The sequence below is a fragment of the Paenimyroides viscosum genome (genome assembly GCF_003858535.1).
Classification (GTDB): Bacteria; Bacteroidota; Bacteroidia; order Flavobacteriales; family Flavobacteriaceae; genus Flavobacterium; species Flavobacterium viscosum.
In genome coordinates, this window is sequence record NZ_RQTJ01000016.1 from 25177 (window position 1) to 49623 (window position 24447).

At 32.4% G+C, this 24447-nt stretch carries 23 protein-coding genes; 12 read left to right on the forward strand and 11 right to left on the reverse strand.

Annotation, left to right across the window (positions count from 1 at the left end):
- Positions 1 to 5: 5 nt before the first annotated feature.
- Both EG242_RS08745 and EG242_RS08750 read left to right on the forward strand, forming a co-directional pair.
- Positions 6 to 617 (forward strand): C40 family peptidase, encoded by a 612-nt coding sequence (locus EG242_RS08745; RefSeq protein ID WP_124899515.1) that lies wholly within the window; start codon positions 6 to 8, stop codon positions 615 to 617.
- A 51-nt stretch (positions 618 to 668) separates the two neighbouring features.
- Complete coding sequence (locus EG242_RS08750) at positions 669 to 2645, forward strand: ComEC/Rec2 family competence protein (RefSeq protein WP_158608859.1); 1977 nt, start codon at positions 669 to 671, stop codon at positions 2643 to 2645.
- Here EG242_RS08750 and EG242_RS08755 read toward each other — a convergent pair.
- The 8 genes from EG242_RS08755 to EG242_RS08790 all read right to left on the reverse strand — a co-directional run bounded on the left by EG242_RS08755 (position 2636) and on the right by EG242_RS08790 (position 13671).
- Entirely contained in the window at positions 2636 to 3091 is a 456-nt protein-coding gene (locus EG242_RS08755) for a thioredoxin family protein (RefSeq protein WP_124899517.1), read from the reverse strand. The genes EG242_RS08750 and EG242_RS08755 overlap by 10 nt on opposite strands.
- Before the next feature lie 80 nt (positions 3092 to 3171).
- Complete coding sequence (locus EG242_RS08760; protein ID WP_124899518.1) at positions 3172 to 4980, reverse strand: peptide MFS transporter; 1809 nt, start codon at positions 4978 to 4980, stop codon at positions 3172 to 3174.
- Positions 4981 to 5067: 87 nt separating this feature from the next.
- Positions 5068 to 6714 (reverse strand): MFS transporter, encoded by a 1647-nt coding sequence (locus EG242_RS08765; RefSeq protein WP_124899519.1) that lies wholly within the window; start codon positions 6712 to 6714, stop codon positions 5068 to 5070.
- Positions 6715 to 6801: 87 nt separating this feature from the next.
- A complete protein-coding gene (locus EG242_RS08770) occupies positions 6802 to 8475 on the reverse strand; it encodes a hypothetical protein (protein ID WP_124899520.1) in 1674 nt (557 codons plus the stop codon).
- 82 nt (positions 8476 to 8557) lie between these two features.
- Entirely contained in the window at positions 8558 to 9145 is a 588-nt protein-coding gene (locus EG242_RS08775) for an LURP-one-related family protein (protein WP_124899521.1), read from the reverse strand.
- 101 nt (positions 9146 to 9246) lie between these two features.
- Complete coding sequence (locus EG242_RS08780) at positions 9247 to 10845, reverse strand: peptide MFS transporter (protein WP_124899522.1); 1599 nt, start codon at positions 10843 to 10845, stop codon at positions 9247 to 9249.
- Positions 10846 to 10890: 45 nt separating this feature from the next.
- The gene (locus EG242_RS08785; protein WP_124899523.1) at positions 10891 to 13062 is read right to left on the reverse strand and encodes a S9 family peptidase; all 2172 of its coding nucleotides are present in this window, start codon (positions 13060 to 13062) and stop codon (positions 10891 to 10893) included.
- 111 nt (positions 13063 to 13173) lie between these two features.
- Positions 13174 to 13671, reverse strand: coding sequence for a hypothetical protein (locus tag EG242_RS08790; protein ID WP_124899524.1), 498 nt, complete (start codon positions 13669 to 13671; stop codon positions 13174 to 13176).
- A 146-nt stretch (positions 13672 to 13817) separates the two neighbouring features.
- Between EG242_RS08790 and EG242_RS08795 the strand changes: the two genes are divergently transcribed.
- A complete protein-coding gene (locus EG242_RS08795) occupies positions 13818 to 15134 on the forward strand; it encodes a hydroxymethylglutaryl-CoA reductase, degradative (RefSeq protein ID WP_124899525.1) in 1317 nt (438 codons plus the stop codon).
- Between the two features lie 222 nt (positions 15135 to 15356).
- Positions 15357 to 16259 (forward strand): GYDIA family GHMP kinase, encoded by a 903-nt coding sequence (locus EG242_RS08800; protein WP_317124944.1) that lies wholly within the window; start codon positions 15357 to 15359, stop codon positions 16257 to 16259.
- Positions 16260 to 16321: 62 nt separating this feature from the next.
- Here EG242_RS08800 and EG242_RS08805 read toward each other — a convergent pair whose 3' ends face one another.
- A complete protein-coding gene (locus EG242_RS08805; RefSeq protein WP_124899527.1) occupies positions 16322 to 16849 on the reverse strand; it encodes a hypothetical protein in 528 nt (175 codons plus the stop codon).
- Positions 16850 to 17005: 156 nt separating this feature from the next.
- Between EG242_RS08805 and EG242_RS08810 the strand changes: the two genes are divergently transcribed.
- The 6 genes from EG242_RS08810 to EG242_RS08835 all read left to right on the forward strand — a co-directional run bounded on the left by EG242_RS08810 (position 17006) and on the right by EG242_RS08835 (position 22149).
- Positions 17006 to 18226: a BaiN/RdsA family NAD(P)/FAD-dependent oxidoreductase gene (locus EG242_RS08810; protein ID WP_124899528.1), complete on the forward strand. Its 1221-nt coding sequence runs from the start codon at positions 17006 to 17008 to the stop codon at positions 18224 to 18226.
- Positions 18227 to 18367: 141 nt separating this feature from the next.
- Positions 18368 to 18661, forward strand: a complete 294-nt coding sequence (locus EG242_RS08815) for a GIY-YIG nuclease family protein (protein WP_124899529.1) — start codon at positions 18368 to 18370, stop codon at positions 18659 to 18661.
- Positions 18662 to 18780: 119 nt separating this feature from the next.
- Complete coding sequence (locus tag EG242_RS08820) at positions 18781 to 19863, forward strand: diphosphomevalonate/mevalonate 3,5-bisphosphate decarboxylase family protein (RefSeq protein WP_124899530.1); 1083 nt, start codon at positions 18781 to 18783, stop codon at positions 19861 to 19863.
- Positions 19864 to 19877: 14 nt separating this feature from the next.
- Entirely contained in the window at positions 19878 to 20222 is a 345-nt protein-coding gene (locus tag EG242_RS08825) for a cysteine-rich CWC family protein (protein WP_124899531.1), read from the forward strand.
- A gap of 52 nt (positions 20223 to 20274) precedes the next feature.
- Positions 20275 to 21213 carry a mevalonate kinase family protein gene (locus EG242_RS08830; protein ID WP_124899532.1) on the forward strand — a complete coding sequence of 313 codons (939 nt, stop codon included), beginning with the start codon at positions 20275 to 20277 and terminating at the stop codon, positions 21211 to 21213.
- Between the two features lie 3 nt (positions 21214 to 21216).
- Positions 21217 to 22149: a geranylgeranylglycerol-phosphate geranylgeranyltransferase gene (locus tag EG242_RS08835; RefSeq protein ID WP_124899533.1), complete on the forward strand. Its 933-nt coding sequence runs from the start codon at positions 21217 to 21219 to the stop codon at positions 22147 to 22149.
- Here EG242_RS08835 and EG242_RS08840 read toward each other — a convergent pair.
- Both EG242_RS08840 and EG242_RS08845 read right to left on the reverse strand, forming a co-directional pair.
- Positions 22140 to 22511 (reverse strand): hypothetical protein, encoded by a 372-nt coding sequence (locus EG242_RS08840; protein ID WP_124899534.1) that lies wholly within the window; start codon positions 22509 to 22511, stop codon positions 22140 to 22142. The genes EG242_RS08835 and EG242_RS08840 overlap by 10 nt on opposite strands.
- A 55-nt stretch (positions 22512 to 22566) precedes the next feature.
- A complete protein-coding gene (locus EG242_RS08845) occupies positions 22567 to 23040 on the reverse strand; it encodes a hypothetical protein (RefSeq protein WP_124899535.1) in 474 nt (157 codons plus the stop codon).
- Positions 23041 to 23111: 71 nt separating this feature from the next.
- Between EG242_RS08845 and EG242_RS08850 the strand changes: the two genes are divergently transcribed.
- Together EG242_RS08850 and EG242_RS08855 are read left to right on the forward strand one after the other, a co-directional pair.
- Positions 23112 to 24035 carry a pseudouridine synthase gene (locus EG242_RS08850; RefSeq protein WP_124899536.1) on the forward strand — a complete coding sequence of 308 codons (924 nt, stop codon included), beginning with the start codon at positions 23112 to 23114 and terminating at the stop codon, positions 24033 to 24035.
- Between the two features lie 58 nt (positions 24036 to 24093).
- A complete protein-coding gene (locus EG242_RS08855) occupies positions 24094 to 24441 on the forward strand; it encodes an FEKKY domain-containing protein (protein ID WP_124899537.1) in 348 nt (115 codons plus the stop codon).
- The last annotated feature ends 6 nt before the right edge of the window (positions 24442 to 24447 follow it).

Genomic DNA, 24447 nt, shown 5'->3' on the forward strand with positions numbered 1-24447 from the left:
AATTAATGAAAAATTTAGCTTTAACGTTAGTAACTTTGTTTACTGTATGTTTAAGTACAGAAGTTTCTGCCCAAGTAAAAAAGACTACTGTTACAACTACATCAAAAATACAGAAAGCAAAAGAAGAGGCTACAATTGCAAATATTAATAAACAAATGAATGCAATTGACGATCAATTAGACAATAAAGGGTCTAAGAAAGTCGAAAAGTTGAAATATTGCTATTTAACAGAACAATTACTTAATGTAGCCAATGATTATCAGGGGATACGTTACCAATGGGGCGGAATGTCTCGTACAGGAATGGATTGTTCGGGTTTTGTAAAAAACGCATTCAATCAGTTTAATATCGATTTGCCAAGAACTTCTAAAGAAATGGCATCACGTGGTGAACGCGTATCTTCTTCAGATGCTAAACCTGGTGATTTGATTTTCTTTAAAAATGGTGGTTCAAGAGTGATTAATCATGTAGGTATTGTAATTGAGGTAGATGGAGACGATATTAAGTTTATCCACTCTGCAACATCTAAAGGTGTTTCAATCAATTCAACAAAAGAAGCGTATTACAGTAAAGGGTTTGTACAAATAAACCGCGTTTACGACAGACAAGTATTATAGTTAGTTATTTAATATTCAAATTTTCATATCTTTATTTTAATGAATAAGGTAATGAAATATCCAATTTATCCCATTACATTTTCTTATGTTAGTGGGATTTTTTGTGGCTTTTATTTTAAGCTTCCAAATTCGCTTGTGCTTTCAATTGCCCTTTTGTCTTTTGTGGGGTTACTTTTTCTTTATATTTTACAGCGAAATAAAGGTTTTAACCGCAAGTTGAATGTTTTAACGATTCTGTCTGTCTTCTTTGCTTTTTCTTCGCTTGGATTTCTATCGTACAGTTTTAACAACAAGCCTGTAATTATTGATAATTTAAATGAAAAAGAATTCACTATAAAAGTTACCGATGTATTAAAATCAAACGCTTATTCTCATCGAATGTATGCCGATTTGGTTTCAGAAAAACAAGAGCCTAAAGTTTTGGTTACTTTTTCTAACAAAGAACCAATTCCTAAAGTCGGAAACGTTTATAAGTTGGTAGGGACCATTAAGAAAGTGCCTGAACCACGGAATCTTTACGATTTTAACTACAGCGAATATTTAAGTTTAAAGAATATTCATTATCAGATAACAACGTATAACCAATCTTTTAAAATTGCCGAAGAAAAATCTTTTCAATCGGTAATTGTTAGTGGTAGAGATTATCTTACCGCACAATTTTATAAATTAGGATATTCAGAGAAAACGCAAGGTTTTATTCAGGCGCTTCTGTTTGGCATTAAAACCAATTTAAATGATGAAATTCAGCAGCAGTTTAAAGATTTCGGAATTTTACATGTACTTGCAGTATCGGGAATGCACGTTGTATTATTGTTCTCTACTATTTCTTATGTTTTAAGAAAATTACGACTTTCAAAAAATCTAATAACCATAATCTTAATTATTTTCCTGTTGATCTTCAGTTTAATGGCAGGCTTTTCAGGATCGGTAGTTCGTGCAGCCTTAATGTGTTTAATGACGATTATTGGAACATTCGCAGGAAGAAGAATTCATACAATTAATCTTTTGGTTGGCAGTATGCTGTTAATTCTACTTTTTGATCCTAATTATTTGTTCGATGTTGGTTTTCAATTAAGCTATCTTGCGGTATTTGCCATTGTGTTCTGTTATCCGGTTGTTCAACATTATTTTACTTTTAAGAACTGGATTTTAAATTATTTTGGTCAGCTTGTAGGGGTTTCTTTGGTTGCGCAATTAGGAGTTTTACCATTAAGTATTTATTATTTTAAACAGATTCCGTTATTGTTTTTAATTGGAAATATCATTGCCATTCCAATAACCTCATTTTTGCTTTGTGCTTGGTTTATACAGATGCTTTTAAGTTTGATTTCAGTAAAGGTTTTTGCATTTTTCACTCCGTTTTTAAGTTGGATTAGTACTTTTTGTTTTGATAGTTTAAGCAGATTATCTGATTATTATTCAGTTAAAACAATTGATTATCATATCACAATCTTACAAACTGTTTTGGCTTTATTAATGATTTTTACACTGTTTTGGTTTTTCCAAAAAAAGGAACTGTATAAGGTTTATGTTTTTCTTTCGATTGTAGTTTTTTTTCAATTGATAACTTTAAAAAATATAACCGAAAATAAAAACAAACAAGAAGTTGTTGTGATGAGCGATGCGAATAATGTGGTTATTACTAATAGAGTAGGGTCAAAAATTCATCAAATTGGCAAAGTAAATAAGTTTACATTACAAAGTTTGAAAAATTACGAACTCCATACAAATTCAAAAGTTAAAAGTATTGATTCGTTGCAAAATTCTTTTGTTCTGAATGATAAAAAGTGGTTAATCATTGACAGTTTAGCAGTGTATCCTAAACAGCAGTTTGATTATGTGGTTTTACACCAAAATCCAAAAATTAATTTAGATCGATTAATGCAAAATGTTCAACCTAAAATGATTTTACTGCACAACGGAAACTATCAATATTTGGTTGATGAGTATGTAGAATATTTTAAGAAAAGGAAAATCCCTTACCACGATATGCGTACTAAGGGAAGTTATGTGATAAATTATAATTGAGGTAATAATTGTTCTGGAGTGTTGTAACCAACGATTCCTTTTGTTATTTTTCCTTCCGAATCTATAACAGCCATTGTAGGGTATCCAGGAACTTTTAAGAAACTTGTAAACTGATGTGTTCCGTTTCTTGAATTTTTACGAGCATCATTGTAATCTGGATTTTTGTACAATGTACCACCAAATTGAAACTCGTCGTTACCTTCGGCATTAAATTTTACGGCGTTGTATTTTTTGTTAATTACTTCAATAACCTTTGCGTCAGAAAAGGTGTTTTTATCTAACATTTTACAAGGTCCACACCAAACGGTATAAACATCAATAAAAATAGGTTTTTTATTCTTTTTTTGAGCCGTAAGTGCATCTTTCATGCTCATCCATTTAATTTCTTGTGCTTGGCTAACAAAACAAGCCATAGTAAATAATACTAAAAAAATGCTTTTTTTCATTGTTTAAAAATTAATTACGTAAATATAAAAAAAATCCGATAGCAAAAACTATCGGATTTGTTATTTTCAAAAAGCATGCCTTATTTAACACCATGCATTAATTTTTTAAGAACCGGATTTAGCATCATTACTAATAAACCTGCTGCAATTGGTACAACTGTAAATATTAAGAAGAAGGTTGATAATGAATATTGTTGTGTAATATTATCAATTTGTCCCCCTAATAATGCTGCTAGTTTGTTTCCAATAGCAATAGCTAAATACCACATACCAAACATAAAGGCAATCATACGCGCAGGTACTAATTTAGAAACATATGATAAACCAACTGGTGATAAACATAATTCACCAAGTGTATGGAAAAGGTATGCTAGGATTAACCAAATCATTGAAACTTTAATGCCTTCTGTAATACCGTGCGATCCATAAGCTAATAGTCCAAAACCAATAGCCATAATAATTAATCCCATACCGTATTTTACAGCTGCTGGTGGATTAAATTTAGAATCCCATATTTTTGATACAGATGACGCAAATGCAATGATAAAGAATGAGTTTAAGATAGAGAACCAAGTAGGATCGATCTCTGATGCTTCTTTAGTAAATTCGTTGTATAACATCCAAAGAGCAACTGCCCAAACACCTAAAAAGGTTATAATTAGCACTATGTTAGTAGTTGCGGCTTTATTCCAAGTTTGTTTAGCTAATAGATAAAGAACCCAAGAAATAAATAATAATGGAACAACAGTTAATAAAGTATTTACAATATTAAAAATAGTTAACGATGTTCCTTCTAAAGATCTGTCTACGCTATCGCGTGCAAATAATACTAAAGATGATGCTGCTTGTTCAAAACTCATCCAAAAGAAAATGGTAAAAAATGCGAATATAATAACAGCGATCATTCTATCGCGAATTACTTTTTCGTATCTAATTAACCTAGAAATAATTAATCCTATAAAGATAAATAAGCCAAGAATTACTAACAAATACATTCCACGAACGGTATCAAATCCTAACGAAGAAAGATCAACTGTTGGTAAAAAGTCTATACCGCCAATAACATATAATGGTGCATCAAACGCAAATAATAAACCTACAATTGTTGTAAAACCTATTAGTATATAATCTAAAGTTGTAAAATGGTTTCTTTTACCGTCTTTTACTCTTTCAACATAATCATCGTCTGATTCACCTTCTTTTTTGGTTAAATCTACAACATTGGTTGTGTTTGCTTCTTTTTTAGGTACATCACCAATATTTCCGAATAATGGTTTAGCCAACCAAAACTGCAAAGTACCTAACCCCATGAAAACCGCGGCTAATCCAAAACCATAATGCCAGCCCATTTCTCTTGCAAGATATCCACAAAGCATCATACCAAAAAAGGCACCTGCGTTTACACCCATGTAAAATATTGTGTAAGCACCGTCTTTTTTTTCTGGGAATGACTTGTACATTTCAGATAAAATAGAAGTCATATTTGGTTTAAAGAATCCAGTTCCTATTACTAAACATCCAAGTCCAAAGTACAATGCAATTTCAGAATCGAAAAACATAATAACGTGTCCCATGGTCATTACAATAGAACCAATAACAACTGCCCAACGATAACCTATGAATCTATCGGCAATAATACCACCAAAAATAGGGGTAATATATAAAAGCATTGCGTAGGTTGAATATAATGCGCCTGCATGCTCTGCAGACCAACCCATTCCTGGATTGTTGCCACTTAATGCGGCTGTTAAGAATAGAACAAGTAGAACCCTCATTCCGTAAAACGAGAAGCGCTCCCACATTTCTGTAAAGAAAAGAACGAATAATCCGGCAGGATGTCCTAAAACATTTGATTTAAAAAAATCAGGATTAGCTGTTTCTGTTGCCATTGATTTAGTTTTAATGTTTTTATAAAAAGTTTTGAAAGATACTTAATTTATTTAATTTATTGCTTTTAAAGATCAAGAACTTTTCATTTAAACCATTCGTTGCTTACGCTCTAGAGGTTTAATGATAAACCTGTCGTAAATTGATAATGATATAATTGAAAATAACCCAATACCTACAATAACAAACCAAATTTTGTTAGGGTTGTAGGTATTCCAAAGCATATCAACCATTTGCCAGTGATCCATTCCTAATTTTTGTTCTGCCAATGCAAAGTATTCGTTTTTAGAAAATGGTAAATGTACTTGTGATATATCGATACTTTTTGTAGTTGCATAATCTTTTAACGAATTTGATACAACAGCCCAATCAATTGTTTCGGCTTTTAGGTTGAATTGTTTTTCAAAGGCTGAAATAGAGATGTTTAATGCTTTTGAACCTTCTTCTATAAATTGTTCTTTTGTAACAACTTCGGGCATTTCAATGTTTCGGGTAGCCATTTCTTTTTTCAATAACGATAGTTTATCAGACCATGATTGATATAAACTTCCTGAAATAACACTTGTTACAAAATAACTTGCCGCTACCGGTAAAAAATAAGTTCCTTGGTATAAACCTTCTTTTCCTTTTGGGGTGATTAAAGCGATAAAAGATGATACAGTTGGACTTGACATCATCTCTCCGATAGCAAAAATCATGGTTCCTATAATGGTAAACCAAAGATTGCCCGAGTAAAAGGTTAAACCAATACCAATTGTTGCAATAACAGCTCCACGAATTACCGCGTTGATATGGCGCATTTTAATCACAAAAAACGAAATAGTAATCTGGAAAAGAATAATCATCAACGAATCGATGTTTGTGAACCATTCCGGTTTTACTTGTCCGTCTTGTGTTAGTAAACCACCTAATGCAGGCAGATTATCGTTTAGCCAATTACTTATTGCAGCAGAATTTACCCAGTCTTCTATAAAGTTTGGAAGCGTGTTGAATAATTGATTGAACATAGTCCAGAAACCAACCATTAACAACAATAAAATGCCTAAACGAACATCTTTCAAGGCTTCAAAAATTCCTAAGATTGATTCTTTAATGGCTTCACCTATTGAATTTTTAGGTTTTTCGACTTTTGGTTCTTTATAAAAAAGTAATAAAATGATTAAATTGATACCAATTACGATTGCAGCTTGTATAAAAATAATCTTCCAACCGTATGTAGTTCGTAAACCCGATGACATTGCCGGACCAATAAAACCACCAATATTAACCATCATATAAAAAATACCAAAGCCCATTGTTCCTGTGGTTTCATTGGTATTTCGGGCAACAATTGCCGATGCAACCGGTTTAAAAAACGCCGCACCAACCGCAACCAACAAGAAAACCATATAAACACTCCAATACGTATTTACTTCGCCTAACAGGTAATAGCCGGAAATCATGATGATATACGCAATTGTTAATGAAACTTTGTAGCCGATTCTGTCTGCAATAACACCAAAAAATAAGGGAAGAAAATAAAGTATTCCTACAATATTTCCCATAATGTTTCCTTTTTGAACGTGATCAAATCCTAAACCACCCGTATCGGTAGATCCTACCAAATAAAGACCCAAAAGAGTGTAAATACCGTACCATGCCCAACGTTCCAACAGCTCCATGAAACTGGCAATCCAGAAATTTTTATTAAAAGAGCCTAATGTACTAAACAATGAAGGTTTTTTGTTTTCTAACATATTTTTAAGAAAGTTTAAAACTTACAAATAAAGTAAAATATTCGTAAGCCTCATACAACGTTGTGGTGTTTTTTTATTTTTTTAAAATTAAACTTTGAATTTTTCAAGAATATCTAATTTTAAATATTTGGGATAAAAAGAATACTTCTTAAACCAAGCATCATTTAAAATCACTTGAATATCATTCTGCGAATAATGCTTAACTACAAAAGCTTGTGTTTCATTAAAATTTTCATTTGGTTGTTCTTCAATAGCTATAAATATCAATCGATTAAAAATGTTTTGCAGTAAACTTATATGATCAAGATTAAATAAAATATCTAAATAACGGTTTAGTACCCGAAACGGAATCATATCTTTTTCAATAACTTCTAGCATTTTTTTGTAGTTCTGCTCGTTGTGCAAAATTTCAAAATAAATATCTACATGCACATCTTCTTTATAAAATAAATTTCTAAATCTAGATAAGGTGGTAACTCTAAATTTTGACAAATACTCTTTGTCATCTAAATGTTGTTGTATAAATTGATAATCTTCAAAATTTGGATCGATTTGAAATTTATCGTGTTTCACTAAAGCTAAATTTTTAAGGTTGTTTTGGCTTGTAAAAATTTCCTCTAAAATAAGTAGATACGGTAAATTATAATCTATTTTACTATTGCTTGAAATACATTTTGAACAATACGCAATTGTTAGCTCTGGATTGATGTTTTTTAAAGCATTCAAAAATTTTATATTGAAGGCATTTTCATAAGGATAAATAGTGAAATATTCATTTACCGCTTCAAAATCGTTGTTCTCAGTAACAATGTCTAACAAAATAGAATTAAATTCTAAACGCAGTGTAAAATCATCTTCAATATATTCCAAAAGATTTTTTTTGATACATTCCGAAATGAATTTTTTGCGATTTGTTGGTGCAAATGAATGAGTAAAAGCTAGAAGATCTGTGGCGTAAGTTCCAATTAAAATTTCTGTATTAAAAAAATCATCAACGATTGCTTTTACTTGTTTTTTCCAAGCATCTTCGTCTTGTACGTTATTAAACAAAAGCGCAAATTTTTCTATAAGCGAACGAATGTATTTTTCATACCGAGTGCCCGGAACGGTGTATTTACCTTCTTGTATTATTAACGCTTCTACAAGTGCTGATAACAAGGTTAAGCTTTTTCGTTGGGTAATTTCTGTTTGTAAATAATCAAAAACCGGAGCAAGTACTTTGTTTAAAAGTTCTAGAATTTTTTTTAACTCATTAAGTTCGATTTTTTTTCTTTTAAGCATGATAGATGTAAAACTATTCACAATTAGTTTTTCAATATCGGCTACTTCATAAGACAATGTTTTTTTTGAAAAATGTAATAAAAACTGCATTTCAATTTCTTTGTTATTTGATAAAACCATTGAAAGCCAATTGCTAATTTCGTTGCTATCTAATTGTTTAAGAATTTCTTGAGCTTCGTTAAATTTTACGGTTTTCTTTTTTCGAGGAGATTTTAATGTAGTTGTTGGTTCATTATCTAACAAATTTAATAGTACAGCGGTTTTATGTAAACAATAGGTTTCTTTTGATTCACAATCACAAAAAGCGTTGATAATTTGGTTTTCTACAAGTTGAATTTTTACATCAAAGCTATGCAATTCGTCATCGACAAATGCAATAAAATTATTTTTTGTTTCTTCTTCAACCTCGCGCACCGTTAATTTGTTCACTTTGTTTTTTTTACCGGTAGTTAGTTTGTTGATGTATTCTATTGCGTTCATTATAAAATGTGCTTTACTATTTTAATTTTTAGTATTAAAAATATCAAAAAAATAAATGTTTAAAGATTTATATTTTAGTAAATTATCCTCTGTCTCGTTGCTGAATAACCATTAACATTAAACTTAAAACTACTTGTTCATCGTTAAAAAAAGTGTTACTTAGTTTTTGTACTTCAAATTTTCTACCCCAAAAAGATGGTTTTTTAACCATTTCAACTAATTCAACTCCTTTCAAATCGGTTACCACATATTTTGGATTAAAAACATAACCCGACAACATACCAATTATAGGTATTTCGCCAAAAATACTATCTATAAAACGCACCATTGCACTTCGTTCTTTTATTGTATAGATATGATTTCCTTGAGCATCTTGTAATTGATAAGTAGCTTTTATAAATGAACTAAATGTTTTTTTACGCACTTTTCCAACTACTTGCTTTTGATGATTCGTTATGGTAAAAGTTTGCTGAAAATCGATTATTTTATTAGATTCGATATCATATAAAAGTTGATTTTTATTACTATTTGTATATACTTTTACATGGTCGCGAAACTTAAACATTTTTTCACGTACATAAAATAGTATATTTCCTGAAGCATCGGTCGCACTAAAATCATTACTAATGGTAGCTATTTTAAATACAAAATTTAATGGATAGTTGTACATAGATTTGGTTATTTTTTTAAATATATAAAATGATTTATATAAAAACAAAAAGCTGACATTTTAAGACAGCTTTTTGTAGAATTTTATTTTTAGATGATTTTTTAATTAATTCCGTGCATTTTCTTTTTCAACATAGGATTCATTAAAACCAAAATTAAAGCTACAGCCATTGGCATAATTGCAATAATTAAGAAAAATGTTGATAAAGAATATTCTTGTGAAATTTTATCGATCATTCCGCCCATCATTCCAGCTAATTTGTTTGATATAGCCGATGCCAAGAACCAGAAACCAAAGATTAATCCGATTAATTTTTTTGGAGAAAGTTTACTTACATAAGATAAACCTACTGGAGATAAACACAATTCGCCCATTGTTTGGAAGAAATAAGCTAACACCAACCAAAGCATACTTACACGTACTGCTCCAGCAACTGCGCCTTGTGGTATGTCTGATGCACCATAAGCTACTACTACAAAGCTAAATCCGACTAAAAATAATCCTAAAGCAAATTTTATTGGTCCTGATGGATTCCAGTATTTTTCCCAAACTTTACTAAAGGCCGATGCAAACATTACAATAAAGAATGCATTTAAAATTTGAAACCACGATACGGTTACTTCTGTTTCTAATGCAGTAAATTCTCGTTGTACTTTCCATAAACCTAATACCGCAATTGATAAAAACGATATTGAGGTAAAAAAGATGGTTAAAGGGTATTCTTTAAATATTTTTTTGGCAAGGGAAAACAAAACAAAGGTTACAACTGCAATTGGAAATATGGTTAGTATGGCATCAATCCATTTAAAAGTGGTTGCTGTGTTGCCTTCTAAAACGCGCTGTGTATAATCTTTTGCAAAAATACTTAAAGATCCACCGGCTTGTTCAAAAGCTAAAAAGAAAAAGATACTCGCAATCATTAAAACTGCTACTACAAATAAACGGTCTTTTACAACATTTGCAGGTATAGGCTCTTCTTCTATAACTTCTTCAACCTCATCTTGTAATTTAGTTACTTCAGGAACATCGTTTTTAGGATTGTTTCCTATAACCCCAAATATTTTCTGACCAAAATAAAATTGTAACATTCCAAAGAACATGAATACACCTGCTAAGCCAAAGCCATAATGCCATCCGATTTTTTCTCCTAAGTATCCACATAATAAAGATCCTAAAAAGGCACCGGCATTAATTCCCATATAAAAAATGGTATAACCTGCGTCTTTTTTAGAACTAGTGTCTGGGTAAAGTTGGCCAACCATTGATGAAATATTTGGTTTAAACATTCCGTTACCAAGTATCATTAAACCTAAACCAATGTAAAAGAAATTTGCATCAAAGCCTTCCAACGCCATCGACGCATGACCTAAAGTCATTAACAACGCACCTATTAAAATTGCTTTTTTAAATCCGGTTAGTTTATCGGCAATCATTCCTCCAATAAGTGGTGTTGCGTAAACCAAACTGGTGTACCAGCCGTAAAGTCCCATTGCTTCTGCGTTTGTCCAGCCCCAGCCTCCTTTAGAAATTTCAGATACTAAAAAAACGGTTAGTAAAGCACGCATACCGTAATAACTAAAACGTTCCCACATTTCTGTAAAAAATAATACAAATAATGCGGCCGGATGCCCAAATACGGTTTTGTTGCTTGCTCCTAATTTATTTAAGTGTGGTTCAAGTCTCTCTTCAATTTGATTCATAGTTATGTCAACTTTAAATTATTTTATAAAAGTAAATTATTTTTTTTACAATTTTTCTAAAATGTAATTAGTCATTTTTGTATATAATTGTTCACGGGTTTTGCCTCCGTAGATTCCGTGGTTTTTATCGGGATAAATTAACCAGTCAAAATCTTTGTTTAATGAAACCAGCTTGTTGATTAACACCATCGCATTTTGAACATGCACATTATCATCTGCGGTACCATGGATCAGTAAAAAGTTTCCTTTTAATTTATCGGCATGTGTAATTGGGGAATTATTATCATAACCCGATACATTTTCTTGCGGGGTTGTCATAAAACGTTCTGTGTAAACCGAATCGTAAAAACGCCACGATGTTACCGGTGCAACTGCAATTGCCGTTTTAAAGACATCGTTTCCTTGGAAAAGTGCGTTGCTACTCATAAATCCACCATAACTCCAACCCCAGATTCCAATGCGGTTTTTATCAATAAACGATTCTTTTACCAATTGTTTCGCTACAAAAATTTGATCTTGAACTTCGAATTTCCCTAATTCTTTTTGAGTCACCTTTTTAAAATCGGCACCTTTAAAACCTGTTCCGCGACCATCAACACAAACAATAATGTATCCTTTTTGAGATAGCATCATGTGCCAGTAATCGTTAGAATCGTTCCATTTATCAGCTACTTGTTGCGAACCCGGACCTGAATATTGATACAACAACACCGGATATTTCTTTTTAGCATCGAAATTTTTAGGTTTAATAATGTATCCGTTTAAATCATTTCCAACTTCGTTTTTAAAAGTGGTAAATTCTTTTTTAGGCAGATCAAACTTTTTAAGATTCTCCTCTAATGAGGTATTGTTTAAAATTTCTTTGACGTTTTTTCCGGTCGATGCATCAACAAGCGAATACGAAGGTGCTTTGGTGCTTGACGAATGATTGTTTATGAAATACTTAAAATCAGGACTGAAAGTTGCGCTGTTGGTTCCGCTTTCTGTTGAAAGTTGTTTTTTGCTCGATCCATTTAACTGAATGCTGTACACATCGCGTTTTGTAGATCCGTTTTCAACCGATTGATAATAAATGGTTTCGTTGCTTTTGTTGTAACCGTAGTAGTTTGTAACCTCCCAATTTCCGGTAGTTACCTGTTTTTTTAACGATCCGTCGTTATTGTAATGATAAATATGATTGTAACCGTCTTTTTCGCTTGTCCAAATAAAACTGTTGTCGTTCAAAAAGGTTAAATTATCGGTGACATCAACATACGCTTTGTCTTTTTCGGTAAGAATGGTTGATGTTTTGCCTGAATTAGCATCAACAAACAACAAATTCAACTGATTTTGATGACGGTTTTGTGTTTGAACACTTAAAACGTTCGCATTATTGGTGAATTTTATGCGTGGAATGTAGTAATCTTTTTCAGCATTTAAAGCTACATTTTGAGTTGATGCTTTTGAAACATCGTATAAATGCAAGCTCACTTTTGAATTGTTTTCACCCGCTTTAGGGTATTTGAAAACCTGTTGCTGCGGATACAATTCTTCGCCATAAATATCCATTGAAAAAACAGGAACATCGCTTTCATCAAACTTAATATACGCCAGTTTTGTTCCATCGGTATTCCAATCAAACGCACGTACAAAAGCAAATTCTTCCTCGTAAACCCAGTCGGTAATACCGTTTATAATGGCGTTTTTCTTTCCGTCTTTGGTAATCTGCGTCGTTTTTTTAGAAGCAACATCAAAAACATACAAATTATTTTCAAAAGCGTAGGCAATTTTAGATCCGTTTTTGTTCAACAAAGGTTCCTGAATGGCATTCTCACTAATTTTAATTAATGATTTTGAAGCGATATCGAACAGATAATAAACCGATGTAAACGAATGACGGTAAATAGGATTGCTGTTGGTTGCAATTAATATTTTATCGTCGGTTTTATTGATGGAATAATCAGAAATTTCTTTAATTTCAGGAAAATCGGCAGTAGAAAATAACGTTTGAACCTTTTCTAACGTAGTAAAATCAAACGCATCAATAGTAAATGTTTTGGCGTTTTGGTTATAATCTAAAACGCTGTATTGGTTTTTTGTATGTAGCGTATTTAAAGCGTTTAGCTGGTTGGTTCTAAAAGTTCCGTTCCAAATTTGAGCAACTTCTATTTGTTGTTGCGCTTGTATAGTAGTGATTGATGCTGTAATAAGTGTTGACAGCAGTAAAATTTTCTTCATAAATAAAGCTGAAAATTAAAAAGGGCAAATTACTTCTTTTTTTTGGTTTTTCAAGTTGATAAGATTTGGAAACCGTTTTTTTGAATTATTTCAGGAGCTATAACTCGGAGATTAATTACTAGAAATATTTCGTACTTGAATTTCTATCTTATCTTTCCAAATCTTTCTATTGTTCACAACATATTTTTCAATACCGCTATTTGTGGTTATGAAAAGTCCGTTAGGAACGATACCTAAAGTGTAACAAAATCCAATTTCTTTGATATCGTTTAGTAAGATGGTTTGACTATGATTTTGAATGTTGAAGTTATGAGATTTGAATTGAACACGATCTGTAAGTAAGTATAATTTACCTCCCACAGCTTCCTTGTTTACAAAATGATTTGCGCCTCCAGAATAAATTATTTTTTGTCCTTCAATATTTTCAATTTGTGTTTGGTTTTGAACCGCTTTAGACGTAGTAAACAGATATATCGCAATTCCAAAAATTAGACCTGAAGTTATTCCAGAAGCTATTCCATATTTACTATCATACATTAGAGTAAAAAAAACTCCCATTGAAACTCCAAAAAATATTCCTGCTAAAATTGAATTTTTAATTTCTGCCATTTTAATTTATCTGCTAAAATCAGTAGTACAAACGCCAAATATACAAATCTATCTTTTCTAATAAAATAAATCTGTGTATCTGTAGTAATAAAATCAAACATAAAACCCAAAACCAAAAAAACGTATCTTTGCAAAAAAAAATCCGCATGAATATTGTTAATGGTTTTTCTAAACTTACAAAACAACAAAAAATAAACTGGCTGGTTGAAACCTACTTTAAGAACGACCAAACGGTGGTTCATTTGTTAAAATCGTACTGGAACAGCAACGAAGAACTGCAAAAACTGCACGATGAGTTTATAGAAAATACCATTACCAATTTTTACCTGCCAATGGGTATTGCGCCCAACTTTGTAATTAACGGCAAAACGTACACGGTGCCAATGGTTATCGAAGAAAGTTCTGTAGTTGCGGCGGCATCAAATGCAGCTAAATTCTGGAGTAAACGCGGTGGTTTTAAGGCAACCGTTTTATCTACTGAAAAAATTGGCAACGTACATTTTATGTTTGGCGGATCTAAACAAAATCTAGCGCAGTTTATTGAAAAATTGCAACCTGTTTTTAGATCTCGTACTGCAAACATTACTCGAAACATGGAAAAACGCGGCGGTGGAATTCTTGCTATTGTTTTAAAAGATAAAACTGCCGAACTTGAAAATTACTACCAACTGCACGCTACGTTTGATACAAAAGACAGCATGGGTGCTAATTTCATTAATTCGTGTTTAGAAGAATTTGCGAATGTTTTGCGTGAAGAAGTATCAAATTTTGATTTGTTTACTAATGATGAAAAAGAATCGTTACAGATTGTAATGTCGATCTTATCGAATTACGTTCCTAATTGTTTGGTTCGTGCCGAAGTTTCATGCAAAATCGACGATTTAAAATCAAAAGAAATAGAAAATCCGCAGGAGTTTGCCGAGAAATTTGTGCAGGCGGTTCGCATTGCCGAAATAGAAACGTATCGTGCCGTAACGCACAACAAAGGAATTATGAATGGGGTAGATGCAGTGGTTTTGGCAACCGGAAACGATTTTAGAGCGATTGAAGCCGGTGTACACGCTTTTGCTGCAAAAGATGGAAAATACACATCGCTTTCTCATGCTGAAATTGTGGGTGATGAATTCCGTTTTTGGATGGATCTTCCGTTGGCATTAGGAACTGTAGGCGGATTAACAAATCTGCACCCAATGGTGAAATTCGCTATGAAGTTATTGGAAAAACCAAAAGCCGATGATTTAATGCAGATTATTGCAGTTGCCGGATTGGCACAGAATTTTGCAGCCATAAAATCATTAACAACAACAGGTATTCAAAAAGGACACATGAAAATGCACTTAATGAATATTTTGAATCAGTTTAATGCTTCGGTAGATGAAAAAGCGACTGTTTTACAACATTTCGCAGAAAAAACGGTTTCCCACAGCGCAGTTGTCGATTTTATTGAAAGTTTACGAAAGTAAATGCTTTGTGAGATACCACAGATGCACAGATTTATCTTAAAATGTTAGTAATAATAGATTTCGTCAGTTCGAGCTTGTGGTTGCTGAGCCCGCCGAAGTATCGAGAACTTAAATATAAAACTTCTCGATACAGAATTTAAAAAAAATTACTCGAAGTGACGTAACACGTCAAGCTGAACTTGTTTCAGTTTCTCACAAGAAAAGTGTTTTAAAAAAATAATTATGGAATTTTACAGCAACGGCAAACTGTTTATTTTAGGCGAATATTATGTGTTAGAAGGCGCTAAGGTTTTTGCATTACCTACAAAGTTCGGTCAATATTTAAGCGTTTTTCCTTTAAAGACCAAAACCTTAAGCTGGAAAAGTTACGATGCCGATGGATTGGTTTGGTACAACGATGAAATTGCTGTAAACGATATTATTTCAAACAATCAGTCAAGTGATGATAAAGTGCGAAGCACGCTGATTGATATTCTGCATCAGGCACATTTAATGAATCCTTCCATATTAGAAAATAACGGCTTTTTAGTTGAAACCAAATTGACATTTCCTCGAAATTGGGGCTTGGGAACATCATCTACTTTAATAAACAATATCGCACAATGGTTTCAAATTGATGCTTTTAAATTACTGCAAAAATCGTTTGGTGGCAGTGGTTTCGATATTGCCTGCGCGCAAAACAACACGCCTGTAACGTATCAGGTTGTAAATAATGAACCTATTGTTGAGCAGGTTTCTTTCGATCCTAGTTTCAAAGATCAAATTTATTTTGTGTATCTGAACAAAAAGCGCGACAGTAAAGATGCTATTGCAAATTTTAGAAAAAAACAGAAGAATTTATCTGATGAAATAAAGCAGGTTTCACAAATGACCAACGAATTATTGCACATTGAAGATTTGGAAACATTTGTATCTTTTTTTAAACGTTACGAACAAAACTTAAGTGAAATTTTAGAAACACCGACCATTCAAAAAGAACTTTTCCCAGATTTTAACGGATTGGTAAAAAGCCTTGGCGGTTGGGGTGGCGATTTTGTTATGGTTGCCAGTAAAGAAAATCCAGCAACTTATTTTAAAGAAAAAGGTTTTAAAACTATACGTTCTTACAAAGACATGATTTTATAAAAAAAACACCGATTATTCGGTGTTCTTCAAACGTGTTTGTTGTTTATATAAATTAGTTACGTTTATCTTTCAGGGCGTAATTTGTCGCTGTAAGTAATTTTATAAGGCTTAGCATCAGTAACATTTCCTTTCATAACATAAATAAATTTATGCTTACTAGCCTTATCTGTGTTTAAATAAATGGTTTTCTTGGTAGCTTTGTCATAAATACTGGTAACATCGGTATTAACAATACGCATGTTTTTTGCCAATCCCGTACTTTTATCAGTAAAAACCATGCCCTTGTAAAGGGTGTTTTTATCGTTTTTTACCACAACTTCTTCTCCGGTAAAACCTTGAGTAAAAAATAAAATAGAGTATTCTTTATCTGTTGCATTGTACGATTCTAAAAATTTTCTTTGGGCAGTTTCTGTAACCGATCTAAAATCGTTTTTAACTTGTTCTGTATAAAAAACTTCTTCTTTTTTATCAGATTTAATTAGTTCTCTTTTAGCGGTTGTTTCGTTCTGCTTTTCAGTATTTTTCTTCGTTGTTTTACAAGATGCAATAGTAAATACACAAAGTAGAAAAATTAAACTTTTTAATTTCATAATAATTTTAATGTAGAGATTATGATTCATTATCTTTGTAAGATACAAATTTTATAAGCATAAATCATTCCAAAAGTAAAATAATGTTTTAGTGCTTTTAAGAATGTTTATTTTACTATTTAATCCACATTTTGTAGAAAATTATTGTAGAACTATATGCACAATTTTGATGTTATTGTTGTAGGTGGCGGTGCGTCGGGTTTTTTTACCGCAATTAATTTAGCCGAACAACAACCTAATTTACGCATTGCAATTTTAGAACGAAGCAACGAAGTCTTGTCTAAAGTCAAAATTTCTGGTGGCGGTCGTTGCAATGTTACCCATGCTTGTTTTATTCCAAACGTTTTAACGAAGTTTTATCCGCGAGGCGAACGTGAATTAAGAGGTCCGTTTCATGCCTTTTGTACAGGCGATGTTATGGAATGGTTCAGCGAACGTGGTGTTTCATTAAAGATTGAAGAAGACGGGCGTGTTTTTCCTGAATCGGATAGTTCACAAACTATTATTGATTGTTTTTTAGACGAAGCTGAAAATTTTGATATAAAAATCATAAAACAAACTATTGTTCAGCAGCTTTCAAAAGAAGGCGATTTTTGGAAGATCGAAACATCAAAAGACACTTTTCAGGCAAAACAACTGGTTATGGCAACTGGTAGCAACGTTAAAATTTGGGATATGCTTAAAATGGTAAATCATTCCATTGTAAATCCGGTTCCTTCGTTATTTACTTTCAATATTAAAGATGATCGAATTAAAGATTTAATGGGTGTTTCAACCGAAATGGTTTCGTTAAAAGTTAAAGGATCAACTTTAAAAGCAAACGGACCTTTATTGATAACGCATTGGGGAATGAGCGGACCTGCAATTTTAAGACTTTCGGCTTGGGGTGCACGTGAATTGTTCGATAAAAATTATCATTTTCAGGTAATAATTAATTGGACAAACGATTTTGTTTTCGATGAGGTTCTGGAAGAATTAATGCAGCAAAAACAGCAGCATTCTAAAAAAACTATTATAAAACATCCGTTGTACAGTCTTACACACCGTTTATGGCAGCAACTCGTTAAAGCATCAATGATTTCGGAAGATCTAACATGGGCAGATGTCTCTAAAAAACAGTTGGTGAAATTAGCAGAACAATTAACACAAGCAGAATTTAACGTGAACGGAAAAAGCACGTTTAAAGATGAATTTGTAACAGCCGGCGGAATTGATTTAAAAGAAGTGAATTTTAAAACAATGGAAAGCAAATTGCAGGATAATTTGTATTTTACCGGCGAAATTTTAAATATTGATGCCATTACCGGCGGTTTTAATTTTCAAAATGCCTGGACAACAGGTTTTCTGGCATCGAATGCCATTGCAGCAAAATATTAAAGAATAGTTGAAGTATCGTCAGTTCAAACTTTTCTAGAACTTCTCGATACGCTTCATTTCATTTCGCTACTCGAATTGACGGAACAATGATAAACGACGTCAGTTCGAGCTTGTCGAGAACTTTTACAAATAAATTATTAAATGAAAACATCATACGTTTATATTCTTCTTTGTTCAGATAACACTTATTACACAGGTGTTACAGCAGATGTTTATAAACGTTTTGATGAACATCAGGATGGTAGATTTTACGGTTCGTACACTTATAATCGACGTCCGTTGAAATTAGTTTATTTTTGTAATTTTATGGATATTGAGCAAGCAATTAGTTTCGAAAAACAGATAAAAAAATGGTCACAAGCTAAAAAGAAAGCCTTAATTGAAGGAAGATTTGAAGATTTACCAAATTTATCTAAGAAAGAAAATAAAAATTAACCATTATGAAGTAAACTTCTCGATATGCTTCATTTTATTTCGCTACTCGAAGTGACGAGATTGTTATAATACGTCAGTTCGAGCTTGTCGAGAACCAAAAAAATAATTAAAAAGATAAAATGACAACTTTAGATATATTCAAAACCAACGAGTACTCAAAAATAGAAACCAAAGGTTCGTTTACCTATTCAGCACCAAGTAATATTGCTTTGGTAAAATATTGGGGCAAAAAAGAAAATCAAATCCCTGCAAATCCGTCGTTAAGTTTTACGTTGAATAATTGTAAAACAATTACTACTTTACAATTTGAACAAAAATCTGAAAAAGGTATTTCATTTGATTTATTGTTTGAAGGTCAGACTAAAGAATCATTCCGACCAAAAATTCAGAAATATTTTGAACGCATTCAGGATTTGTGCCCGTACATTTTAGACTATCATTTTACAATCGATACTAAAAATACGTTTCCACACAGTTCGGGTATTGCTTCATCGGCATCGGGCATGGCGGCTTTGTCTGCAAACATCATTGCTTTGGAAAAATTGGTAAATCCAAATGAAACCGAAGATTATTACCTGCAAAAAGCTTCTATATTGGCTCGATTAGGATCAGGAAGTGCATGTAGAAGTATTAATGGAAACATTGTAGTTTGGGGCGAAACCGAAAGTATTGAAAATAGTTCTGATTTGTTCGGAGTTGAATTTCCGTATGAAGTAAACACTGTTTTCGAAAACTATCAGGACACTATTTTATTGGTTGATAAAGGCGAAAAACAGGTTTCTAGCACGGTTGGTCATGAGTTAATGCACAATCATCCGTTTGCAGAACGTCGTTTTCAACAAGCACATGAAAATATCGCAAAGCTGAAAGAAATTTTAAAATCGGGTAATTTAGAGCAATTTATTGCTTTGGTAGAAAGTGAAGCATTGACTTTACATGCCATGATGATGACTTCGATGCCGTATTTTATTTTAATGAAACCAAATACGTTGGAAATCATCAATCAAATTTGGAAATTCAGAGAAACAACCAGCATTCCGGTTTGTTTTACGTTAGATGCCGGTGCCAATGTGCATGTGCTGTATCCGAATAAATACAAAGCTGATGTTCAGAAATTTATTGCAGATGAATTAGCGAAATATTGTCAGAATAATCAATTTATACATGATGAAATGGGCTTTGGAACAGAAGTTTTATCCTAAAGATTAGACTTAATATGCAAAAAGAAAACTGTACCCATTGCCGCAAACCAATTGTTTGCAATGTAGATGATATATCAAATTGTGATTGTCAAAAAGTGGAATTATTAGACGAAACCGTTCAGTTTCTCTATGATAAAACACAACATGATTGTTTGTGTAACGATTGTTTAAAAAAGTTTGACGAGTTAACCAAATTCTCACTGACCAACAAATTCCCTAAAAGACCGACAGAAATGGTTGAAGGTTTGCATTTTTACATGGAAAACGGATACTTTGTTTTTACCGAAACCTATCATTTTTTAAAAGGACGCTGTTGCAAAAACGGTTGCCGCCATTGTGTATACGGAATTCATAAATAATTTGTTAACGTATTATTATAATCATTACATTTGTTATACAAAATAAAACGATATGAAAGGACCGTTATTTTACTCGAAAATCTTGTTGTTCGGCGAATACGGAATCATTAAAGATTCTAAAGGCTTAGCAATTCCGTATAATTTTTACAACGGTGCATTGAAAATTGATGACAATCCGAGTGAAATTGCATTGAAATCAAACCAAAGTTTAAAAGCATTTGCTTCTTATTTAAATCAGTTAACGTTAAACGAAACCGAATTGGTGCAATTTGATATGGATGCTTTGAATAGAGATATTGATGCAGGTATGTACTTTGATTCTAGCATTCCGCAAGGATATGGTGTTGGAAGCAGCGGTGCTTTGGTTGCAGCGATTTACGATAAATATGCTTCAGATAAAATCACGGTTTTAGAGAATTTAAATCGCGAAAAACTGTTGACCCTGAAAAAGATTTTCGGTAGAATGGAATCGTTTTTCCACGGAACATCTTCAGGATTGGATCCGTTGAACAGTTATTTAAGTCTGCCAATTTTAATCAATTCAAAAGATCATATCGAACCAACGGGTATTCCGTCACAAAAAGAAGAAGGTACGGGAGCTGTTTTCTTGCTTGATTCTGAAATGGTTGGCGAAACTGCACCAATGGTCAATATTTTTATGGATAATTTAAAGAACGAAGGTTTCCGTAATATGATGAAGTCGCAATTTGCAAAGTACACAGATGCAGCGGTAGAGAATTTCTTGAAAGGCGATTTTAAAACCCTTTATACAAATACTAAAGAACTTTCTAAAATAGCATTAAGTCATTTTAAACCAATGATTCCTGAAAAGTTCCATAACGTTTGGCAACAAGGAATTGATAGCAACGATTATTATTTAAAATTGTGCGGATCGGGCGGTGGAGGCTACATTTTAGGTTTTGCCCCAGATTACAATAAAGCAAAAGAAGCGTTGAAAGATTACAAATTAGAATTGGTTTACAGATTTTAAAAAATGACACAGACACGACAACTTAAAAGAACTTTATTAAAATTTCTCAGTTTCTTTTCGGTAGTTCGTGGATACAATATCGCCGTTGTGGTGTTGGCACAATATCTCTCGGCAATCTTTATTTTTGGCTCTCAATCGCAATCGAGAGCCATTAGTGTTTTAACCGATGGCGGTTTGTTCTTGATTATTTTTAGCAGTTCGCTGGCAATTGCTTCGGGGTACATTATCAACAACTTTTACGATACAGAGAAAGACCTTATTAACCGACCATACAAATCAAATTTAGATAAAAAAATAAGTAAAGAAACGCAGTTTCGTGTGTATTTCTTCCTTAATTTTTTAAGTGTGGCTATTGCCTGGCTGGTTTCGTGGCGCGCTGCATTTTTCTATGCCGTGTATATATTTCTGCTTTGGTTTTATTCGCACAAATTAAAACGTTTTCCTATTGTTGGAAATATAACGGCTTCGCTACTAGTTTTGCTTCCGTTTTTTGGGATTTTAATGCACTTTCAAAATTTTAGTTGGGGAATTTTCGCACACGGATTTTACCTTTATTTAATACTTTTTATTAGAGAATCGGTTAAAGATCTGGAAAATTTAAAAGGCGATTTTGCTAATAATTATCAAACAATTCCCGTACGTTTTGGTACGAATGTTTCTAAAAGTTTAATTGCTTTTTTAGTGCTGTTAACCTTACTACCTGCATTTGCATTAATAACTTACTATAAAGTGGGGTATATGCAGTATTACTTTTATATAAGCAGCGGATTGTTGCTAGCGTTTTTAATATTCTTGTATCAGGCATCAACACAAACCGAATATAAAAAACTGCACATTCTTTTAAAACTGATTATTCTTTTTGGTGTACTTTCTATTGTATTGATCGATCCAAATGTGATCATTAACGGAACAAATCTGGTAATTCCTTATTTATAAGCAAGTGTTTTGTTGGTTGATCTCACCAAATATTTCCAGATCATTAAAAACGAAACCATAATTGTTCCCAGAAAATAGGCAAGACCAATATATAATAATCTTTGTGCATCGCTGTTAAAACTTTCAAACTCATTTACTTCAGATAATAGTGCCAAAATCATATACATAGATAAAAGTATCAACACGCAAGGTATCAATACACCGATAACATTATTTTTTAAAATAATCTGAAAGATTAAAACTACTAACAGTCCAATAGCAAATGGGTTTAATAGGTTTGATGTTCCGTGCCAATAAAATAACACAGCAATAATCAGTAAATATTCTATTAAATTAGAAAGTAGAGAAATACTATTTTTCATAAAGCGCTTATTTATAATTATTAACGAATGTTTTACGAAAAATAGTATCTTGAAATTATAAATTACTTGTTGTATCAGTCGTGTTTGTTGTATAATCTGTAGCAGGAGCACTAGCAGGTTTTGGTTTTACACGAGCAAAAAAGAAAAATAAACATGTAACAAACCAGCCTGCCCAAAATAAATATCCGCCTGTATGAAATTGGCTGTTCATGTATTTATGACTTGTAGATGTAAAATCGTAAAACGTATAAAGCAACCCAATTAACCCGATAACAATAAAAATAAGGTTTACCAAGCTAAAGTTTTTATAAGTTGTGGTACGTTTAACAACCCATAAAACGGCTATAAGTACTAACTGTACAATAAAAACAGCTGCAAAACCTTTATACCAATCTTTTAAAAAACCATATTCGGTATAAAAAGTTGATACGCCAATACGACCGATTAACGACATTTTAGATAGCAGAATTCCGGCAACCAAACTAATTACTGCCTGAATTAAAATAAGAATGATCCATTTGTTTCTCATAACATATTTACAATTTAAAACTTATGGTAAAGATGCTAAATATTCTCTTATCTTTGTAAAAATTTTTGATAATGAATAAGCAAGGCGGAAACAGCGGCAATAGAAATAATAAAAAATCATCTTTTACAAAAAAAGGTTCGTCTGACAAAAACAAAACAGGTGACAAATCTGTATCGGGTTCAAAATTCAGCAAACCATATAAAAAAGACGATAAGCCGTTTAAGAAGTGGACTAATGATAAACCTGCGTCATCATCACCATCATCAGCAAAACCTGCAGTTTTAAAAAGCGAAGATATTCGATTAAATAAATATGTGTCTAATTCAGGTGTGTGTTCACGTCGCGATGCCGATTTGTATATTCAGTCTGGAAACGTTACCGTGAACGGTGAAGCGATTACAGAAATGGGTTACAAAGTAAAACCGGGCGATAAAGTAGTTTTCGACGGTGTTTTGCTGAATCCTGAAAAAAAGGTATATGTTTTATTGAACAAACCTAAAGGGTTTTCTACAGCTGACGATGAAAATGTATCAAGTGCGTATGATTTGGTTCGAAATGCATCAACATCGGTATTACGTCCTGTTGGCAGAATGGATAAAAGTACGGTTGGTTTGTTGTTGTTTACAAACGATAACGAAATGATTCAGAAATTCACCAATACCGCACAACATTCTTCAAAACTATATCATGTTTCGTTAGATAAAAACTTAAAGTACGAAGATTTAGAAAAGGTTCAAACTGGAGTTTATATCAACGAACATAAGGTTTGGGTTGAAGAAATTTCGTATGTAGAAAACCAACCAAAAAGTGAAGTAGGCGTGAAGCTGAAAACATCGAACGTAAAGGTGGTTCGCGCTATTTTTGAAAAGTTAGACTATAACGTTATAAAGTTAGACCGTGTTATGTATGCCGGTTTAACAAAATGGGGAATTGCCCGCGGACAGTGGCGCTTTCTTACAGAACAAGAAGTGATTAACTTAAAGAATTTAAAATAACAAGAAGCGTTTCAATTTTGAAACGCTTTTTTGTTATATTGCAATAAATTATAACCTTATGAACAAATATGTTTTAATGATCGCTTTGCTGACTTTACAGTTAAGTTATGGTCAAAGCCAAGAACAGCAAGCAACGAAACAAAATATCGAAGTGTCTAAACCAAAAGAATTAGCACGTTTTATTGTTTTTAGTATTATCGATCAAAGTAACACAGAAGAATTTATTAAGTTTAAAGAAAAGTATAACGTTGATATTAAGTTTGAAAGTTGTGCTGTTGATGTTTCTTTATTTAGTAAAGCCAGAACAAATAATAAAAAACTGGCTGATGTTTTAACAGAGCAATATGGTAAAGTTTGGATGGATGAACTTCCTTGTACTTTAGTTGGTGTTAGTATGGAACAATAAATAACT

Coding starts and splice junctions, on each gene's coding strand:
- EG242_RS08745 (WP_124899515.1), top strand. CDS start 6: ATGAAAAATTTAGCTTTAACGTTAGTAACTTTGTTTACTGTATGTTTA.
- EG242_RS08750 (WP_158608859.1), top strand. CDS start 669: ATGAAATATCCAATTTATCCCATTACATTTTCTTATGTTAGTGGGATT.
- EG242_RS08755 (WP_124899517.1), bottom strand. CDS start 3,091: ATGAAAAAAAGCATTTTTTTAGTATTATTTACTATGGCTTGTTTTGTT.
- EG242_RS08760 (WP_124899518.1), bottom strand. CDS start 4,980: ATGGCAACAGAAACAGCTAATCCTGATTTTTTTAAATCAAATGTTTTA.
- EG242_RS08765 (WP_124899519.1), bottom strand. CDS start 6,714: ATGTTAGAAAACAAAAAACCTTCATTGTTTAGTACATTAGGCTCTTTT.
- EG242_RS08770 (WP_124899520.1), bottom strand. CDS start 8,475: ATGAACGCAATAGAATACATCAACAAACTAACTACCGGTAAAAAAAAC.
- EG242_RS08775 (WP_124899521.1), bottom strand. CDS start 9,145: ATGTACAACTATCCATTAAATTTTGTATTTAAAATAGCTACCATTAGT.
- EG242_RS08780 (WP_124899522.1), bottom strand. CDS start 10,845: ATGAATCAAATTGAAGAGAGACTTGAACCACACTTAAATAAATTAGGA.
- EG242_RS08785 (WP_124899523.1), bottom strand. CDS start 13,062: ATGAAGAAAATTTTACTGCTGTCAACACTTATTACAGCATCAATCACT.
- EG242_RS08790 (WP_124899524.1), bottom strand. CDS start 13,671: ATGGCAGAAATTAAAAATTCAATTTTAGCAGGAATATTTTTTGGAGTT.
- EG242_RS08795 (WP_124899525.1), top strand. CDS start 13,818: ATGAATATTGTTAATGGTTTTTCTAAACTTACAAAACAACAAAAAATA.
- EG242_RS08800 (WP_317124944.1), top strand. CDS start 15,357: ATGGAATTTTACAGCAACGGCAAACTGTTTATTTTAGGCGAATATTAT.
- EG242_RS08805 (WP_124899527.1), bottom strand. CDS start 16,849: ATGAAATTAAAAAGTTTAATTTTTCTACTTTGTGTATTTACTATTGCA.
- EG242_RS08810 (WP_124899528.1), top strand. CDS start 17,006: ATGCACAATTTTGATGTTATTGTTGTAGGTGGCGGTGCGTCGGGTTTT.
- EG242_RS08815 (WP_124899529.1), top strand. CDS start 18,368: ATGAAAACATCATACGTTTATATTCTTCTTTGTTCAGATAACACTTAT.
- EG242_RS08820 (WP_124899530.1), top strand. CDS start 18,781: ATGACAACTTTAGATATATTCAAAACCAACGAGTACTCAAAAATAGAA.
- EG242_RS08825 (WP_124899531.1), top strand. CDS start 19,878: ATGCAAAAAGAAAACTGTACCCATTGCCGCAAACCAATTGTTTGCAAT.
- EG242_RS08830 (WP_124899532.1), top strand. CDS start 20,275: ATGAAAGGACCGTTATTTTACTCGAAAATCTTGTTGTTCGGCGAATAC.
- EG242_RS08835 (WP_124899533.1), top strand. CDS start 21,217: ATGACACAGACACGACAACTTAAAAGAACTTTATTAAAATTTCTCAGT.
- EG242_RS08840 (WP_124899534.1), bottom strand. CDS start 22,511: ATGAAAAATAGTATTTCTCTACTTTCTAATTTAATAGAATATTTACTG.
- EG242_RS08845 (WP_124899535.1), bottom strand. CDS start 23,040: ATGAGAAACAAATGGATCATTCTTATTTTAATTCAGGCAGTAATTAGT.
- EG242_RS08850 (WP_124899536.1), top strand. CDS start 23,112: ATGAATAAGCAAGGCGGAAACAGCGGCAATAGAAATAATAAAAAATCA.
- EG242_RS08855 (WP_124899537.1), top strand. CDS start 24,094: ATGAACAAATATGTTTTAATGATCGCTTTGCTGACTTTACAGTTAAGT.